Origin of the sequence: Burkholderia sp. Bp9031, from assembly GCF_003857965.1 — a bacterium.
In the GTDB taxonomy this organism is placed as follows: Bacteria; Pseudomonadota; Gammaproteobacteria; order Burkholderiales; family Burkholderiaceae; genus Burkholderia; species Burkholderia ambifaria_A.
Genome location: NZ_QTPW01000009.1, coordinates 208,605 through 223,591, shown reverse-complemented (window position 1 = coordinate 223,591; position 14,987 = coordinate 208,605). Strand labels below are relative to the sequence as shown.

Sequence of the window (14,987 nt, the reverse complement as noted above, 5' to 3'; positions counted from 1 at the left end):
GCAACGCGCCGTCATCATTGCGGACATCGCGAAGCGCTATTGCCCGATTGGCCGATTGTGGCCCGCCCGCCGTCATGGCACGATCGTTCGCAAAACTCGCCGTGCCGCCGCCCGGCCCTTCTCCTGGAGACGCCATGCCCTCGCCTGCCCGCCCATCCGCACAGCTCGACGTCGCGGCACTGCTCGCCGCGTTGCCAGGGCGCATCGCCGACGTGCCCGCCCGCTGGGCCGCGCGCGCGAGTGCGCATCCGGCGCTGATCGAGGACGCGCGACGCCTGTCGTACGGCGAGCTGTCGCAGGCCGTCGATGCCGCCGCCGAGCGGCTCGTGCGCCTCGGCGTGCGCGGCGGCGATCGCGTGATGATCGTCGCGGAAAACAGCGTCGCGCAGATCGTGCTGCTGTTCGCGGTCGCGCGCGTCGATGCGTGGGCGCTCGTGTCGAACGCGCGGCTGTCAGCCGGCGAGCTCGATGCGATCGCCGCGCACGCGCGCCCGAAGCTGATCGCATTCGCGACGGAAGCGTCGCCCGACGCGCGTGCGCACGCGGCGCGCTACGACGCGACGCCCGCCGACGCGCTGCCGGTCGACATCGGCGCATGGTCGTACCGCGTCGACACGAGCGCGCCCGACGAACCGGTGGCGGCCGACGGTGCCGCGCAATGCGCGGCGCTGATCTACACGACCGGCACGACGGGTGCGCCGAAAGGCGTGATGCTGTCGCATCGCAACCTGCTGTTCATCGCGGCGGCGTCGAGCACGCTGCGCCGCGTGTCGCCCGACGACGTCGTCTATACGGTGCTGCCGGTATCGCACGTGTACGGGCTCGCGTCGGTCTGCCTCGGCAGCCTGTACGCGGGCGCAACGCTGCGGCTCGCGCCGCGCTTCTCGCCGGAAGCCGTGCGCGTCGCGCTCGCCGACGAAGGCGTGACGATCTTCCAGGGCGTGCCCGCGATGCACGCGAAGCTGCTCGAGCACCTGCACACGCACGCACACCCATGGCACGCGCCGCGGCTGCGCTTCGCGTATTCGGGCGGCTCGCCGCTCGACGCCGACCTGAAGGCGCGCGTCGAGCGCGTGTACGGCGTGCCGCTGCACAACGGCTACGGGATGACCGAGAGCAGCCCGACGATCACGCAGACGCCGCTCGACGCACCGCGTACCGACTGCTCGGTCGGCGTGCCGATCCCGGGCGTCGAGATGCGGATCGTCGCACCGGACGGCACCGACGTGCCGCAAGGCGAAGTGGGGGAAATTCGCGTGCGCGGGCCGAACGTGATGCTCGGCTATTACCGCAACGCGGAGGCGACGCGCGCGGCCGTGTCGCCGGACGGCTGGCTCAGCACCGGCGATCTCGCACGCCAGGAAGCGGACGGCTCGGTGACGATCGCGGGCCGCAGCAAGGAACTGATCATCCGCTCGGGCTTCAACGTGTATCCGGTCGAGGTCGAACAGGTGCTGAACGCGCACCCGGACGTCGTGCAGGCGGCCGTCATCGGCCGGGCGGTCGAGGGCAACGAGGAAGTGCTCGCGTTCGTCGAGCTGGTGCCCGGCGCGACCGCGACCGAGGCAGCGCTCCAGGCGTGGTGCGCGCAGCGGCTCGCGCCTTACAAGCGCCCTGCGCGGATTCGCGTGCTCGACGCGCTGCCCGCCGCGTCGACCGGCAAGGTGCTGAAGTACAAGCTGCGCGAACTCGCGTAACGCACGGCGCCGCCCGCATCGCGCGCTGGCCGGTGCACGCGCCGCGCTAGCCGCGCGGATGGTGCTGCGCGTGCAGCGTCTTCAGCCGCTCGCGCGCGACGTGCGTGTAGATCTGCGTGGTCGAGATGTCGCTGTGGCCGAGCAGCAGCTGCACGACGCGCAGGTCGGCGCCGTGGTTCAGCAGGTGCGTCGCGAACGCGTGCCGCAGCGTATGCGGCGACAGGTGCGCGCGCACGTCGGCCTGCTGCGCGTGGCGCTTGATGATGTTCCAGAACTGCTGGCGCGTCATCCCGTCGCCGCGCGCGGTCACGAACAGCGCGTCGGCCGCGCGTGCGCCGAGCAGCGCCGGCCGCGCGTCGCGCAGGTAACGCTCGATCCAGCCGTGCGCGACTTCTCCGAACGGCACGAGCCGTTCCTTCGAACCCTTGCCCATCACGCGCACGACGCCCTCGTTGAGACCGACCTCGACGGTCTTCAGCGTGACGAGCTCGCTCACGCGCAGCCCGCTCGCGTACATCAGCTCGAGCATCGTGCGATCGCGCAGGCCGAGCGGCGTGTCGATGTCGGGTGCGCCGAGCAGCGCCTCGACCTGTGCCTCCGACAGCGTCGACGGAAACCGCGCGGCCTGTTTCGCGGACGTGATCCGCAGCGTCGGATCGGCGCTCGCGCGATGCTCGCGCACGGCCCAGCCGTAATAGCGCCTGAACACGGACAACCGCCGGTTCGACGACGTCGCCTTGCCGTCGCTGCGCGCGGCGATGTAGTCCGTCACCATCGCTTCGTCGACCGAATCGAGCGGCGCGCCGTGCGTCGCGGCCAGCCATTGCGAAAACAGCACCAGATCGCGCCGGTACGCGTCGAGCGTGTTGCGCGCGAGCCCGTGCTCGAGCCACAGCGCATCGCAGAACACGTCGATCGACGCGCGACTCGCAAGCAGCGCGGGCGATGCGGCGGCGGCATCGCCGTCGGACGCGGAATCGGGGGAAAGCAGCGGTTCGCTCATCGGTACGGCACGCCCTCGTGCGCCAGCAGCCAGCGCTTCACTGTCTGGTAATAGCCATTGTCGTCGTGGTTCGCGAAGCCGCCGAGGCCGCCCGCGGCGACGACGCGATGGCACGGAATCACGAGCGGGAAATAGTTCGCGCCGCACGCCTGGCCGACCGCGCGCGGCGCGCTGCCGATCCGCTTCGCGACCTGGCCGTAGGTCAGCACCGTGCCCGGCGGAATGTCGCTGATCACGTTCCACACGCGATGCTGGAAGGCGCTGCCGACGTCGGCGAGCGGCAGGTCGAAGCGCGCCGATGCGCGCTCGAAATAACGTTCGATCTGCTTGACCGCGCGCTTCGCGAGCGGCGAGTCAGGCTCGACCGACTTGACCGACTCGGGCAGATAGACGATCTCGCGCACCACCGCGGCATCGGTGCGGATGCCGACCTTGCCGAACGGTGCGTCGATGACTGCGTTGAACATGAGTTTCTCCTCACCGGTGAAACGCGCGGCGCCGCCGCGCGCCGACGACACTTTACGCCGCCTTCATGCGGCACGCAGCGCCCACTCGACATGCTCGCGCACGATCGGCGACGGATCGTCGGCCCGTGCGCGCAACGCGGCGACGATCGCGTCGCGCGCATCGGGCGCGAGCCGGTCGGCCGGCGCGCGCAACGCATTGCCGAGCCCGACCGCGAGATTGCGCAGCCAGCTTTCATGGCCGATGCGCCGGATCGCGCTGCCCTGCATCCGCGTATCGAACGTGTCGGCGTCCCAGCCGAACAACTCGACGAGCGTCGCGCGGTCGAGCCCGTGCCGCACGTCAAAATCGGCGACGGGCGCGGCCTGCGCGAACTTGTTCCACGGACACACGAGCTGGCAGTCGTCGCAGCCGTACACGCGGTTGCCGATCATCGGCCGCAGCGGCTCCGGAATGCTGCCTTTCAGTTCGATCGTCAGGTACGAGATGCAGCGGCGCGCGTCGACGCGATACGGCTCGACGATCGCGCCGGTCGGGCATGCGCCGATGCAGCGCGTGCAGCTGCCGCAGTGCGCGCCGGGCGTCTCGGGCGCGACGTCGGGCGCCGTTTGCGCGTCGGTCGGCAGCGGAACGTCGACGTAGATCTCGCCGAGGAAGAACAGCGAACCCGCGTCGCGCTGCAGCAGCAGCGTGTGCTTGCCGCGCCAGCCGACGCCGGCCTTCTGCGCGAGCTCGACCTCGAGCACCGGCGCCGAATCGGTGAACACGCGGTAGCCGAATGCGCCGATCTCGCGCTCGATGCGCTCCGCGAGCGTCTGCAGCCGGTTGCGCAGCACCTTGTGATAGTCGCGGCCGCGTGCGTAGATCGACACGACGGCCGCCTGCGGATCGTCGAGGCGCGCGCGCTCGCGCGCGCGCCAGTCGTGCGGCGCGAGCGCGCCGGATGACGCATCGGGCGCGCCAGCGGCGAGCGTTTCGGCCGGCAGATAGGCGAGCCGCGCGGAGATCACGCGTCGCGTACCGGCCACAAGTTCGGCCGGCCGCGCGCGTTTCATCCCGTGTTTCGCCATATAATCCATTTCGCCGTGGTACCCGGCTTCCAGCCAGGCGGCGAGGCCTGCTTCGGCATCCGAGAGATCGGTATCGCTGATGCCGATCGCCCCGAAACCCAATTCGCGCCCCCACGCCCTGATGCGAGCGGCGAGCGCGGTCAACGTCGCATCATCGAGCGCGCACGGCGCCGCGCCTTCGGCACGAGTCGAAGGCCTGTCGGATGCGGCGAGTTCCGGTAATCGGTTCATCGCACTATTTTACGAGAATGCCAGCCACGTCCCATACGCCTCATGCCGACACGCTGCCCGCCCCGCTCGCGGAGCGCGTGATCGCACTCGCCGACGAAGCGGCGACCGAGGCCTTCGGCACCCGCTTCGCGCACGCGCTCGACGCGGCACGCAGCGAACTCGCCCACGCGCACGCGTTCGACGGGCTGCAGATCCAGTTGATCGGCGACCTCGGCGCGGGCAAGACGACCCTCGTGCGCGCGATCCTGCGCGGCCTCGGCCACCCGGGACGCGTACGCAGCCCGACCTACACGCTCGTCGAACCCTATGCGTTCGCACGCGACGACGGGGAACTTGAGGTCTATCACTTCGATCTGTATCGATTCAACGATCCGGCCGAGTGGTCCGACGCAGGCTTTCGCGAATATTTCAATTCCAGCGCGATCTGTCTCGTCGAATGGCCGCAACAGGCGGGCACCCTGCTCGGCGTGCCCGATCTGGTTTTCTCGCTCGACGTGGATGGCGACGGCCGCGCCCTCACCGTCCGGGCGTACAGCGCTTCAGGAAAGGCATGTCTCGAAAGATGTTGATCAAACCGTTCCGCTCGATCGAATCGGCGGCCACCGCGACGCACAACTGGCGGCGCCGCCAGATCCTGTGCGCGGGCGCGTCGACGCTGGTGCTCGGTCTCGTCGCACCGCGGCTCGCGCACGCGTCGTCGGTGCTCGGCGTGCGCGTGTGGCCGGCGCGCGATTACACGCGCGTCACGATCGAATCCGACCAGCCGCTGCAGAATAGCCAACAGCTGTTGCAGGGGCCCGACCGGCTCGTCGTCGACCTGAACGGGCTCGATCTCGACCAGGCGCTGCGTGACCTCGTGTCGAAGATCGCGCCGAACGATCCGCAGATCCAGTCGGTGCGCGTCGGCCAGTACCAGCCGCACGTCGTGCGGATGGTGTTCGACCTGAAAGGCTCGGTGAAACCGCAGGTGTTCACGCTGCCGCCGGTGGGCACCTACAAGTACCGGCTCGTGTTCGACCTGTATCCGGCCGTCGCGCCCGATCCGCTGACCGACCTGATCGCGCAGACCGAACGCAAGGAACAGGCGCTCAACGACTCCGCGCGCGCGCAGCAGATGCAGCCGCCGACCGCGCTCGCGGGCCCGGCCACACCGCCGCCCGGCACGGGCGACAACAGCGACGCGTTCTTCCAGCGCTTCGCGCAGAATACGCCGGCCACGCCGCGCACGCCACCGGCCGCCACGACGCCTTCCACGCCCGCGAAGCCGGCCGTCAAGCCGCCGCCCGTCATCGCGCGCCGCGACGACAGCGAGGACGACGGCGACACCTACAAGTTCACCGCGCCGAAATCCGGCAAGGGCGGCACCGTGCGCCTGCTGACGGTCGCGATCGATCCGGGCCACGGCGGCGAGGATCCGGGCGCGATCGGCGGCGGCGGCACGTACGAGAAGCACATCGCGCTCGACATCGCGAAGAAACTGCGCGCGAAGATCGACGGCGCGCCGAACATGCGCGCGATGATGACGCGCGACGCCGACTTCTTCGTGCCGCTGAACGTGCGCGTGCAGAAGGCACGCCGCGTCGGCGCGGATCTCTTCGTGTCGATCCACGCGGATGCGTTCACGACGCCGTCCGCGCGCGGCTCGTCGGTATTCGCGCTGTCCGACCACGGTGCGTCGAGCGCCGCCGCGCGCTGGCTCGCGAACAAGGAGAACTCGTCCGACCTGATCGGCGGCATCAACATCAAGACGCAGGACGCAGCCGTGAGCCGCGCGCTGTTCGACATGTCGACGACCGCGCAGATTCGCGATTCGCTGCGCTACGGCAACTACGTGCTGAAAGAAGTCGGCGGCATCAACAAGCTGCACAAGGGCTCGGTCGAGCAGGCCGGATTCGCGGTGCTGAAGGCGCCCGACATTCCGTCGATCCTCGTCGAGACCGCGTTCATCAGCAACCCGGACGAAGAGCGCAGGCTCAACGACGACAGCTATCGCGACGAGATGGCCGACGCGATCTTCCGCGGCATCAAGCGTTACTTTGCCGCGAATCCGCCGCTCGCGAAGAGCCGGATGGCCTGAAGCACGGCCGCTCCTCCCGCGCCGCCGGCACGCGCTGCGTGCCGGCGCGTCACGACGCCGCGAAGCGGCGCATCAGCTTCCCGCCGAACACGTTCACCGCAAGCCCGCCCATCACGAGCGCGGCGCCGATCAGCTGCGCCCGTGTCAGGTGCTCGTCGAGCAGCAGCGCCGACGACGCGAGCCCGACGATCGGCACCAGCAGCGAGAACTGCGCGACCTGCGCGGCCGGATAGCGCGACATCAGCCGGCTCCACAAGCCGTAGCCGACGAGCGTCGCGATGAACGCGAGATAGACGACCGCGAAGATCGACGGGCCGTCCAGCCCGACTAGCGCGGCCTCGATCCGCTGCGGCCCCTCGAACCACAGCGACAGCAGGAAGAACGGCACGGGCGGCACGAGGCTCGCCCACACGACGAGCGACACGAGGTTCGCACGGCCGACCTTCTTCGTGACGATGTTGCCGAACGCCCACATCGCGGCCGAGCAGATGGTCAGCAGGAAGCCTGCGAGCGTCATCGCGCCGCCGCCCTGCACCGCGATCACGACGAGCCCGGCTGCGGCGATCGCAAGCCCGATCAGGTTCTGCACGCGCAGCCGCTCGCCGAGGAACAGCATCGCGAACACCAGCGTGAAGAACGCCTGCGACTGCAGCACGAGCGACGCGAGGCCGGCCGGCATGCCGACGTACATGCCGGTGAACAGGAATACGAACTGGCCGAGCTGGATCGTCGCGCCGTACAGGATCAGCATGCGCCACGGAATCTGCGGCCGGCGTACGAAGAACACCGCGGGCACCGCCGCGAGCGTGAAGCGCAGCGCGCCGAGCAGCATCGGCGGCATCCCGTGCAGGCCGACCTTGATCACGACGAAGTTCACGCCCCACGCCAGGATCACGACCAGCGCGAGCAGCAAGTCCTTCGGGGCCATCATCGGCGTCTCCTCGATTTCGACGGGTCGTTCTGAAGCCGGTCAGTCTACCGGGTTTCGCCGCATGGCCCGATACCCGCACGGCGCGCATGGAATCGGCAACGTGCGGTGACTGAGCGGCAACTGAGCGGCAACTGAGCGGCAGCGGAAAACCGCAAAACCACATCGCGCGTGCCCGCCCCTGCACCGACACCGCCGGACTGCGCGCGCGTCACGGCCGTTGCGCGCTTCGCCGCGGCGACGCCAGTACAATGACCGGCATTCCAGCCGTTCCGCACGAGGCCCGTCATGACTGATCCGATCAAAGCCTTGCTGAAGCCGCACATCCGCGACATCGGCAACCTGCAGGTACGCCGCACGCTGCCCGCGCTCGCCGCGCGCCTCGTCGGACCGTTCATCTTCTTCGATCACATGGGGCCCGCGGCGCTGCCGGCCGGCACCGGGCTCGACGTGCGTCCGCACCCGCACATCGGGCTTGCCACCGTGACCTACCTGTTCGACGGCGCGATCCTGCACCGCGACAGCCTCGGCTCGCTGCAGGAGATCGTACCGGGCGACGTGAACTGGATGACGGCCGGCCGCGGCATCGTCCATTCGGAGCGCACGCCCGACGCGCAGCGCGCGAGCGGCCATACGGTGCACGGGATCCAGACCTGGGTCGCGCTGCCCGTCGCCCACGAGACCACCGAGCCGTCGTTCGAGCACCATGCGGCCGACACGCTGCCCAAGCGCAACGAAGACGGCGTGTCGCTGACGGTGATCGCCGGCGACGCGTTCGGCCTGCGCTCGCCCGTCACGACGTTCTCGCGCACGCTGTACGTCGCCGCCGAATTCGCGGCCGGCGGCCGCCTCGAACTCGACGCGTCGCACGCGGAACGCGCGGTCTACGTGGTCGACGGCGACCTGACGATCGACGGCACGCCGGTGCCGGCCGAGCAGATGGCCGTGCTCGCGCCGGGTGCAACCGTCACGCTCGCGAGCGTCAACGGCGCACGCGCGATGCTGCTGGGCGGCGACAAGATCGACGGCGAACGCTTCATCGAATGGAATTTCGTTGCCAGCAGCCGCGACGCGATCGAGCGCGCGAAAGTGGCCTGGACGAACCAGGAAATGGGCAAGGTGCCCGGCGAAACCGAGTGGATTCCGCTGCCCGAATCGAAGCCGCGTTGAAAAAAGGGCGCGCCGCCCCCATCCTGACGACATTCGAACGGAAGAGAACGACATGGACACCACGCTTGCCACTTTCGAGAAAGACGTCATCGAGGCGTCGCTGGACACGCCCGTGCTGGTCGACTTCTGGGCGCCGTGGTGCGGCCCCTGCAAGACGCTCGGTCCGCTGCTCGAAAAGCTCGAAGCCGACTACGAAGGCCGCTGGAAGCTCGTGAAGGTGAACGTCGACGAGAACCAGGAGCTCGCCGCGCACTTCCAGACGCGCAGCATCCCGCACGTGATCGCGTTTGCCGACGGGCGCCCGGTCGACCAGTTCGTCGGCGTGCTGCCGGAGGGCCAGTTACGCGCATTCCTCGACCGGCTGCTGCCGGCGCCCGACGAAGCCGAACGCCGCGCCGCGCAATACGCGATCGCCGAGTCGCGCTACGACGATGCGCTCACCCACCTCGAAGCGGCGCTTGCGCTGAACCCCGGCTACGACGACGCACGGCTCGACCTGATCGAGCTGCTGCTCGCGAGCAACCAGGTGGAGGCCGCGCGCGCCGAGGCCGAGCGCCTGTCGCCGACCGTACAGGGTGCCGATCCGCGCTACCAGGCGATCAAGACCCGTTTCGATGCGCTCGACGCGACGGCCGACCTGCCGCCGACCGACGCGCTCGAAGCGCGCATCGCGGCGAACCCCGCCGATCTCGACGCACGCTTCGACCTCGCGCAGAGCCTGATCGCGCGACGCGCGTACGAAGGCGCGCTCGAGCAATTGCTGGAAATCGTGTTGCGCGATCGCGCGTATGGCGACGATCTCGGCCGCCGCACGATGATTTCGGTGTTCGAGCTGGCGGGCGATCGCCCCGAGCTCGTCGCCGCATGGCGGCGCAAGCTGAGCATGGCGCTCAACTGACGAACGACCGGCCGGGCCGCCATGGCCCGGCTGCATCGTCGTCGCGCGCGGCTGGCCTGCCGCGCCGCAGCATGCCGTCGCGCGCCGATCGATTTGCGGATCAGCCCGCGGCCCGCGCCGCGATCGCCCGCAGCGCATACGCGGCGGCCGCGAAACCGAAGCTCGCGGTCACGCACACGCTCGAACCGAACCCCGCGCAATTGAGCCCCGCGACATGCGCGGCAGCAGACGGCTCCGCGCCGTCCTCGATGTCGCAAGCGGCCGCTTCCGGATAGATCAGCGGCTCGTCCGAATACACGGCGCTGATCTTGAAGCGCGCCTTCGGCCCGCGCGGAAAGCCGTGCTGCTTGCGCAGCTGCGCGCGCACCTTCGACAGCAGCGGATCCTGGATCGTCAGCGCGAGATCGTCGATGCGGATGCGCGTCGGGTCGAGCTGCCCGCCGGCACCGCCGACCGTGACGAGCGGCTGCCCTTTCGCAACGCACCACGCGATCAGCGCAACCTTCGTGCGCACGCTGTCGATTGCGTCGATCACGTAGTCGAAGCCGCCGCCGAGCAACGTGTCGAAGTTCTCGGGTTCCGCGAAGTCCTCGATCCGGTTCACGCGGCACGCGGGATCGATCAGCGCGATCCGCTCGGCCATCGCGTCGACCTTCGGCTTGCCGTAATTGCCGTCGAGCGCGTGGATCTGCCGGTTCGTATTGCTTTCGGCGACGTTGTCGAGATCGATCAGTGTCAGCGAGCCGATCGCGCTGCGCGCGAGCGCCTCGGCCGTCCACGATCCGACGCCGCCGATGCCGATCACGGCGACGTGCGCACCCTCGAACGCGGCGAGCGCAGGGGCGCCGTACAGCCGCGCGATGCCGCCGAAGCGGCGTTCGCGATCCACGTCAAGCTGGATTGTCGGGGTCGGGGTAAGATCAGAGGAACTGGGCGGGGCAGTGTCGGCAGCGGACATGGCAGCAAGGAAAACGTAAGTCGAGCAGCCCTCTATTTTGCCTGAACTCCCCGCCCGCACGCGCCACTGTGCACGCACGATTCTCGCGCGTTCGCTATACTGGCCCCAGATTGAAGCGTTTGCATAACATGACGACTCTCGCCGATCTCCGCATCAATTATTCGCGTGCTTCGCTCGACGAAGCCGATGCCGCCCCCGACCCCTTCGCCCAGTTCGATCGCTGGTTCAAGGAGGCGCTCGCCGCCAAGCTCCCCGAGCCGAACACGATGACGCTCGCCACCGTCGGCGATAACGGCCGGCCGTCGGCCCGAATTGTGCTCATCAAGGGCGTCGACGAACGCGGGTTCGTCTTCTTTACCAATTACGAAAGCCGCAAGGGGCGCGACCTCGCCGCCCATCCGCACGCGGCGCTGCTGTTCTACTGGATCGAGCTCGAGCGCCAGGTGCGCATCGAAGGCCGGATCGAGAAAACCAGTGCCGATGAAAGCGACCGCTATTTCGCGTCGCGCCCGCTCGGCTCGCGCATCGGTGCGTGGGCGTCCGAGCAGAGCGCGGTGATCGATAGCCGCGCGACGCTCGAAGCGCGCGAGAAGGATGTGGCCGCTCGCTACGGCGAGAACCCGCCGCGTCCACCGCACTGGGGCGGTTACCGCGTCGTGCCCGACGCGATCGAGTTCTGGCAAGGCCGCCCGTCGCGGCTGCACGACCGCCTGCTCTATACGCGCGACGCCGCGGCGGCGTCTGGCTGGACGATCTCGCGCCTGTCGCCGTAAGCCGAACTGCGGCCGCGGTGCCGGCGCATGCCGGTCGTGTCTCGTGTTGCATTCGGGCTCCCGCCTCGCGAGGGGCGGGCGCCGGTCAAGATACTTGGCTGTATTCGATTCAACGAACAAACGGAGATTCCAAATGTTCTGGGAAAAGAAGCTGGCACAGTGGGCGGACGAAGTACGGGCGAAGGCGAACATACCGGCGCGCCTCGTGCTGTGGAACGGCGATCAACTCGATTTCGGCACCTTCAGCGCGCCACAGGTCACGCTGAAGGTCAACAGCGCGTCCGCGTTGCCGCTCCTGCTCGAACCGAGCCTCGACAATCTCGGCGAGGCGTACGTGAAGGGCAAGATCGACATCGAAGGCCGGCTGTCGGACATCATCAACATCAGCTACTCGCTCGCGCGCAGCACGGTCACCAGCGCAAGCAAGCTCGCGCGCGTGAAGCGCTACTTCAATCACACGAAGAACACCGACAAGAAGGCGATCCAGTATCACTACGACGTCTCGAACGAGTTCTACCAGCTGTGGCTCGACGAGAACATGGTGTATTCGTGCGCGTACTTCGAGAACGGCGACGAGGATCTCGCGACCGCGCAGATCAAGAAGATCGACCACATCCTGACCAAGATCCGGCTCGAGCCCGGCCAGCGGCTGCTCGACATCGGCTGCGGCTGGGGCGCGCTCGTGCTGCGCGCCGCGCAGAAGTTCGGCGCGACGTGCCTGGGCGTGACGCTGTCGCAGAACCAGTTCGATCTCGCGACCGCGCGCGTGAAGGCCGCCGGGCTCGAGGACAAGATCGAGATCCGCCTGCAGGACTACCGCGAGATCGAGGGCCAGTTCGACCGCATCACGAGCGTCGGGATGTTCGAGCACGTCGGCCGCAAGAACCTGCCGCTCTATTTCTCGCGCTTGCACGACCTGCTGACCGACGAAGGCATCGCGATGAACCACGGGATCACGTCGACCGACGCGGAAAGCGGCGAGACGGCCCTCGGCGGCGGCGAATTCATCGACCGCTACGTGTTCCCGGACGGCGAGCTGCCGCACATCAGCCTCGCGCTCGAAGCGGCGCAGCGCGGCGGGCTCGAGGCGATTGACGTCGAAAGCCTGCGGCGGCACTATGCGCGCACGCTCGAGATCTGGACCGAGAACTTCGAGGCGAAGGCGGATGAGGCGCGCTCGCTCGTCGACGACGAAAAATTTCGCATCTGGCGCGTGTACCTCGCCGGTTGCGCGTATGCGTTCGAGCACGACGACGTGTCGATCTTCCAGATCGTGTGCCGCAAGGCCGGACGCAGCGCGAAAACGCTACCGTGGTCGCGGCGCTACATGTACGAACACACGCTGCCGCGCTAGGCGGCACTTCACGCTGGGCAGGCATGGGTGACGGCAGGACGCGGCGCAACACGCCGCCGCAACGACAGCAGCGCGACGCACCGGACGGGTCGCACGCCGACGGGCAGTTCGACCTGTTCGGCGGGCCACCCGACGACGCGCGCGCGGCTGCGCCCGCGGATGACGACGACCCTGCCGGCCCCGGCGAACGCGTGACGCCGCACGAGCACGACGCGGCACGGCCGGCAAGGCCGCCTGCGCACGCCAGCCGTGCATCGCCCCGCCCTTCCTCCGACGAGGAACCGGAACCGCCTCCCGCCTCCGGCCTGCTGTGGGACGAACCGTCCCCGCCGGCCGCGCCGCCGAAGAAGGGCCAGCGCCGGCGCGGCGTGCCGCCCGCGCCGGTTTCCGCGGACGTCGCCGAAGCGGCCGCCGCCCTGCCGCCGAATGTGCGGCTCGGCACGTCGTCGTGGTATTTCCCCGGCTGGGACGGCATCGTCTACGACGGCGATTTCGCGCAGACAAAACTGTCGCGCGAGGGACTCGAGGCGTACGGCGCGCATCCGCTGCTGAAGAGCGTGAGTCTCGACCGGTCGTTCTACGGCCCGCTGTCGGTGGCCGACTACCTGCGCTACGCGCAGCAGGTGCCGGACGACTTCCGCTTCGTCGTGAAGGCGCCGGCGTCCGTCACCGACGCGGTCGTGCGCGGCCGGCGCGGCGAACCGTCGGGCCCGAACCCGACCTTTCTCGACGCGCAGCTCGCCACCCGGGAATTCGTGCAGCCGTGCCTCGAAGGGCTCGGCAGGAAGGCCGGCGTGCTGGTGTTCCAGTTTTCGCCGATGCCCGATCAACTGCTCGCCGAACCGGCCGCGCTGATCGACCGGCTGTCGGCGTTCTTCGCGGCGCTGCCGCCGCTGCCGCCGGACGCCGACGGCACGCGCTACGCGATCGAGATCCGCGACGCGAGCCTGCTCACGCCGCGCTTCATCCGCGCGCTCGCGGCGCTGGGTGTGCGCTACTGCGTCGGCCTGCATGCGCGGATGCCGGACCCGCTGCGGCAGGCCGCCGCGCTCGCGCTGCTCGACGGCGATGCGCCGGGCCCGCTGATCGTGCGCTGGAGCCTGCATGGCGGGTTCAAGTACGAACAGGCGAAAGCGAAGTACGAGCCGTTCGACAAGCTCGTCGACGAGGATCCGGCCACGCGCTCCGCGCTCGCCGAGCTGGCCGCGCGCTACGCGCTGGCCGGACAGCCGGTGATCATCACGATCAACAACAAGGCGGAAGGCTCCGCGCCGCTGTCGTGCCTCGCGCTTGCACGCGAGATCGCCGCCGCGTGCGCGCACTGGCGCAGCGAGGCGGCGTAGGGGTCGGCGGCGGTAGGGTGCCGGCGCCGCTTGCAGGCTTGCAGGCTTGCGGGCCGATTACGCGCCGCCGCGCAGCGACTTCAGCCGGTGCGAGAACTTCTGGCGGAATTTCGCGAGCTTCGGCCCGATCACGACCGAGCAGTAGCCCTGCCCCGGATTGCGTGCGTAATAGTTCTGGTGATAGTCCTCGGCCGGCCAGTAGTTGCCGTCGAGCGGCACGACCTGCGTGACGATCGGCTGCCCGAACACGTGCTCGCGCTCCAGCTCGCGGATCACGTCGAGCGCGATGTCGCGCTGCTCGTCCGAATGCGTGAACACGACCGAACGGTACTGCGTGCCGACGTCGTTTCCTTGCCGGTTCAGCTGGGTCGGATCGTGCGTCGCGAAGAAGATCTCGAGGATCTCGCGATAACCGATGCGCGCCGGATCGAACGTCACGTTCACGACCTCCGCGTGACCGGTGTCGCCGTCGCACACATCGCGATAGCCGGGATTGCGCGTATGGCCGCCCGCATAGCCCGACTGGACGGCCGTCACGCCGTCGACGTCGAGAAACACGGCCTCCGTGCACCAGAAGCACCCGCCGCCCACGGTCGCGGTTTCAAGCATCTCGTTCACCATGAAATCATTACCTCGTTGATGACGGCGGCCCGCACGCAGGCACGCGCCGGCGCCGCCGGTCCGTATCGCCGCCGCGCCGGTTGCCCGGCGCGAAGCGGCACGCGTTCAAGTATCTCACTCGCGCACGAATCCGGCAGAAACGCACGCGCGCCGCGCACCACCGGCTGCCCGTTTCTCGACTACACTTAGGCACGCTTCGCCGCGACGGCACACCGTCCGGCTGCACGCAGCGTCCGATGCATGCCCGCCCTGATGCCAACATCATCTGCCGGAACATCGATATGCATGCCTTCGCAGATACCGTCCGCCTTGCGGGCCCGACGACCGGCGCCCCGCGCGCCATCGCTTCCACCGCACCATTGCGTCGCGATGTGTCCGTTGCGCCGCATGCGCGGCGAT

14 protein-coding genes are annotated in these 14,987 nt (G+C 69.0%); 8 read left to right on the top strand and 6 right to left on the bottom strand.

Annotation, left to right across the window (positions count from 1 at the left end; all coding sequences use genetic code 11):
• Window positions 1–134 precede the first annotated feature (134 nt).
• On the top strand, window positions 135–1,697 hold the full coding sequence (locus DIE15_RS15145) for a class I adenylate-forming enzyme family protein (RefSeq protein WP_124833690.1): 1,563 nt from the start codon (window positions 135–137) through the stop codon (window positions 1,695–1,697).
• A gap of 46 nt (window positions 1,698–1,743) precedes the next feature.
• Here the strand turns inward: DIE15_RS15145 and xerD are convergent, their stop codons facing one another.
• The 3 genes from xerD to queG form a co-directional block, all read right to left on the bottom strand.
• Window positions 1,744–2,700 (bottom strand): site-specific tyrosine recombinase XerD, encoded by a 957-nt coding sequence (gene xerD, locus DIE15_RS15140; protein ID WP_124833689.1) that lies wholly within the window; start codon window positions 2,698–2,700, stop codon window positions 1,744–1,746.
• The gene (locus DIE15_RS15135) at window positions 2,697–3,167 is read right to left on the bottom strand and encodes a methylated-DNA--[protein]-cysteine S-methyltransferase (protein WP_057929325.1); all 471 of its coding nucleotides are present in this window, start codon (window positions 3,165–3,167) and stop codon (window positions 2,697–2,699) included. The genes xerD and DIE15_RS15135 overlap by 4 nt, the downstream gene beginning before the upstream one ends.
• Before the next feature lie 63 nt (window positions 3,168–3,230).
• Window positions 3,231–4,466: a tRNA epoxyqueuosine(34) reductase QueG gene (gene queG / locus DIE15_RS15130; RefSeq protein ID WP_057929260.1), complete on the bottom strand. Its 1,236-nt coding sequence runs from the start codon at window positions 4,464–4,466 to the stop codon at window positions 3,231–3,233.
• Window positions 4,467–4,483: 17 nt separating this feature from the next.
• Here queG and tsaE point away from each other — a divergent pair, with 17 nt between their 5' ends.
• Both tsaE and DIE15_RS15120 read left to right on the top strand, forming a co-directional pair.
• Complete coding sequence (gene tsaE, locus DIE15_RS15125; RefSeq protein WP_057929261.1) at window positions 4,484–5,035, top strand: tRNA (adenosine(37)-N6)-threonylcarbamoyltransferase complex ATPase subunit type 1 TsaE; 552 nt, start codon at window positions 4,484–4,486, stop codon at window positions 5,033–5,035.
• Complete coding sequence (locus DIE15_RS15120) at window positions 5,017–6,543, top strand: N-acetylmuramoyl-L-alanine amidase (protein WP_057929262.1); 1,527 nt, start codon at window positions 5,017–5,019, stop codon at window positions 6,541–6,543. The genes tsaE and DIE15_RS15120 overlap by 19 nt, the downstream gene beginning before the upstream one ends.
• Before the next feature lie 49 nt (window positions 6,544–6,592).
• Here DIE15_RS15120 and DIE15_RS15115 read toward each other — a convergent pair whose 3' ends face one another.
• The gene (locus DIE15_RS15115) at window positions 6,593–7,471 is read right to left on the bottom strand and encodes an EamA family transporter (RefSeq protein ID WP_185734470.1); all 879 of its coding nucleotides are present in this window, start codon (window positions 7,469–7,471) and stop codon (window positions 6,593–6,595) included.
• A gap of 288 nt (window positions 7,472–7,759) precedes the next feature.
• Between DIE15_RS15115 and DIE15_RS15110 the strand changes: the two genes are divergently transcribed.
• Both DIE15_RS15110 and trxA read left to right on the top strand, forming a co-directional pair.
• Complete coding sequence (locus DIE15_RS15110; RefSeq protein ID WP_057929264.1) at window positions 7,760–8,641, top strand: pirin family protein; 882 nt, start codon at window positions 7,760–7,762, stop codon at window positions 8,639–8,641.
• A gap of 52 nt (window positions 8,642–8,693) precedes the next feature.
• Window positions 8,694–9,539 (top strand): thioredoxin, encoded by an 846-nt coding sequence (gene trxA, locus DIE15_RS15105; RefSeq protein ID WP_057929265.1) that lies wholly within the window; start codon window positions 8,694–8,696, stop codon window positions 9,537–9,539.
• 100 nt (window positions 9,540–9,639) lie between these two features.
• Here trxA and DIE15_RS15100 read toward each other — a convergent pair whose 3' ends face one another.
• Complete coding sequence (locus tag DIE15_RS15100; RefSeq protein ID WP_124833687.1) at window positions 9,640–10,497, bottom strand: ThiF family adenylyltransferase; 858 nt, start codon at window positions 10,495–10,497, stop codon at window positions 9,640–9,642.
• Window positions 10,498–10,625: 128 nt separating this feature from the next.
• Here DIE15_RS15100 and pdxH point away from each other — a divergent pair, with 128 nt between their 5' ends.
• From pdxH to DIE15_RS15085, 3 genes are all read left to right on the top strand, one after another.
• Entirely contained in the window at window positions 10,626–11,270 is a 645-nt protein-coding gene (pdxH, locus tag DIE15_RS15095) for a pyridoxamine 5'-phosphate oxidase (RefSeq protein WP_057929267.1), read from the top strand.
• A gap of 133 nt (window positions 11,271–11,403) precedes the next feature.
• Window positions 11,404–12,624, top strand: a complete 1,221-nt coding sequence (locus DIE15_RS15090) for a cyclopropane-fatty-acyl-phospholipid synthase family protein (protein WP_124833686.1) — start codon at window positions 11,404–11,406, stop codon at window positions 12,622–12,624.
• 23 nt (window positions 12,625–12,647) lie between these two features.
• A complete protein-coding gene (locus tag DIE15_RS15085; RefSeq protein WP_057929269.1) occupies window positions 12,648–13,967 on the top strand; it encodes a DUF72 domain-containing protein in 1,320 nt (439 codons plus the stop codon).
• A 57-nt stretch (window positions 13,968–14,024) separates the two neighbouring features.
• Here the strand turns inward: DIE15_RS15085 and msrA are convergent, their stop codons facing one another.
• A complete protein-coding gene (msrA, locus tag DIE15_RS15080; protein ID WP_057929326.1) occupies window positions 14,025–14,588 on the bottom strand; it encodes a peptide-methionine (S)-S-oxide reductase MsrA in 564 nt (187 codons plus the stop codon).
• Between the last annotated feature and the right edge of the window lie 399 nt (window positions 14,589–14,987).

Excerpts from the sequence above, each read along its gene's own strand:
- DIE15_RS15145 (WP_124833690.1), top strand. The coding sequence starts at position 135 with ATGCCCTCGCCTGCCCGCCCATCCGCACAGCTCGACGTCGCGGCACTG.
- xerD (WP_124833689.1), bottom strand. The coding sequence starts at position 2,700 with ATGAGCGAACCGCTGCTTTCCCCCGATTCCGCGTCCGACGGCGATGCC.
- DIE15_RS15135 (WP_057929325.1), bottom strand. The coding sequence starts at position 3,167 with ATGTTCAACGCAGTCATCGACGCACCGTTCGGCAAGGTCGGCATCCGC.
- queG (WP_057929260.1), bottom strand. The coding sequence starts at position 4,466 with ATGAACCGATTACCGGAACTCGCCGCATCCGACAGGCCTTCGACTCGT.
- tsaE (WP_057929261.1), top strand. The coding sequence starts at position 4,484 with ATGCCAGCCACGTCCCATACGCCTCATGCCGACACGCTGCCCGCCCCG.
- DIE15_RS15120 (WP_057929262.1), top strand. The coding sequence starts at position 5,017 with ATGTCTCGAAAGATGTTGATCAAACCGTTCCGCTCGATCGAATCGGCG.
- DIE15_RS15115 (WP_185734470.1), bottom strand. The coding sequence starts at position 7,471 with ATGGCCCCGAAGGACTTGCTGCTCGCGCTGGTCGTGATCCTGGCGTGG.
- DIE15_RS15110 (WP_057929264.1), top strand. The coding sequence starts at position 7,760 with ATGACTGATCCGATCAAAGCCTTGCTGAAGCCGCACATCCGCGACATC.
- trxA (WP_057929265.1), top strand. The coding sequence starts at position 8,694 with ATGGACACCACGCTTGCCACTTTCGAGAAAGACGTCATCGAGGCGTCG.
- DIE15_RS15100 (WP_124833687.1), bottom strand. The coding sequence starts at position 10,497 with ATGTCCGCTGCCGACACTGCCCCGCCCAGTTCCTCTGATCTTACCCCG.
- pdxH (WP_057929267.1), top strand. The coding sequence starts at position 10,626 with ATGACGACTCTCGCCGATCTCCGCATCAATTATTCGCGTGCTTCGCTC.
- DIE15_RS15090 (WP_124833686.1), top strand. The coding sequence starts at position 11,404 with ATGTTCTGGGAAAAGAAGCTGGCACAGTGGGCGGACGAAGTACGGGCG.
- DIE15_RS15085 (WP_057929269.1), top strand. The coding sequence starts at position 12,648 with ATGGGTGACGGCAGGACGCGGCGCAACACGCCGCCGCAACGACAGCAG.
- msrA (WP_057929326.1), bottom strand. The coding sequence starts at position 14,588 with ATGGTGAACGAGATGCTTGAAACCGCGACCGTGGGCGGCGGGTGCTTC.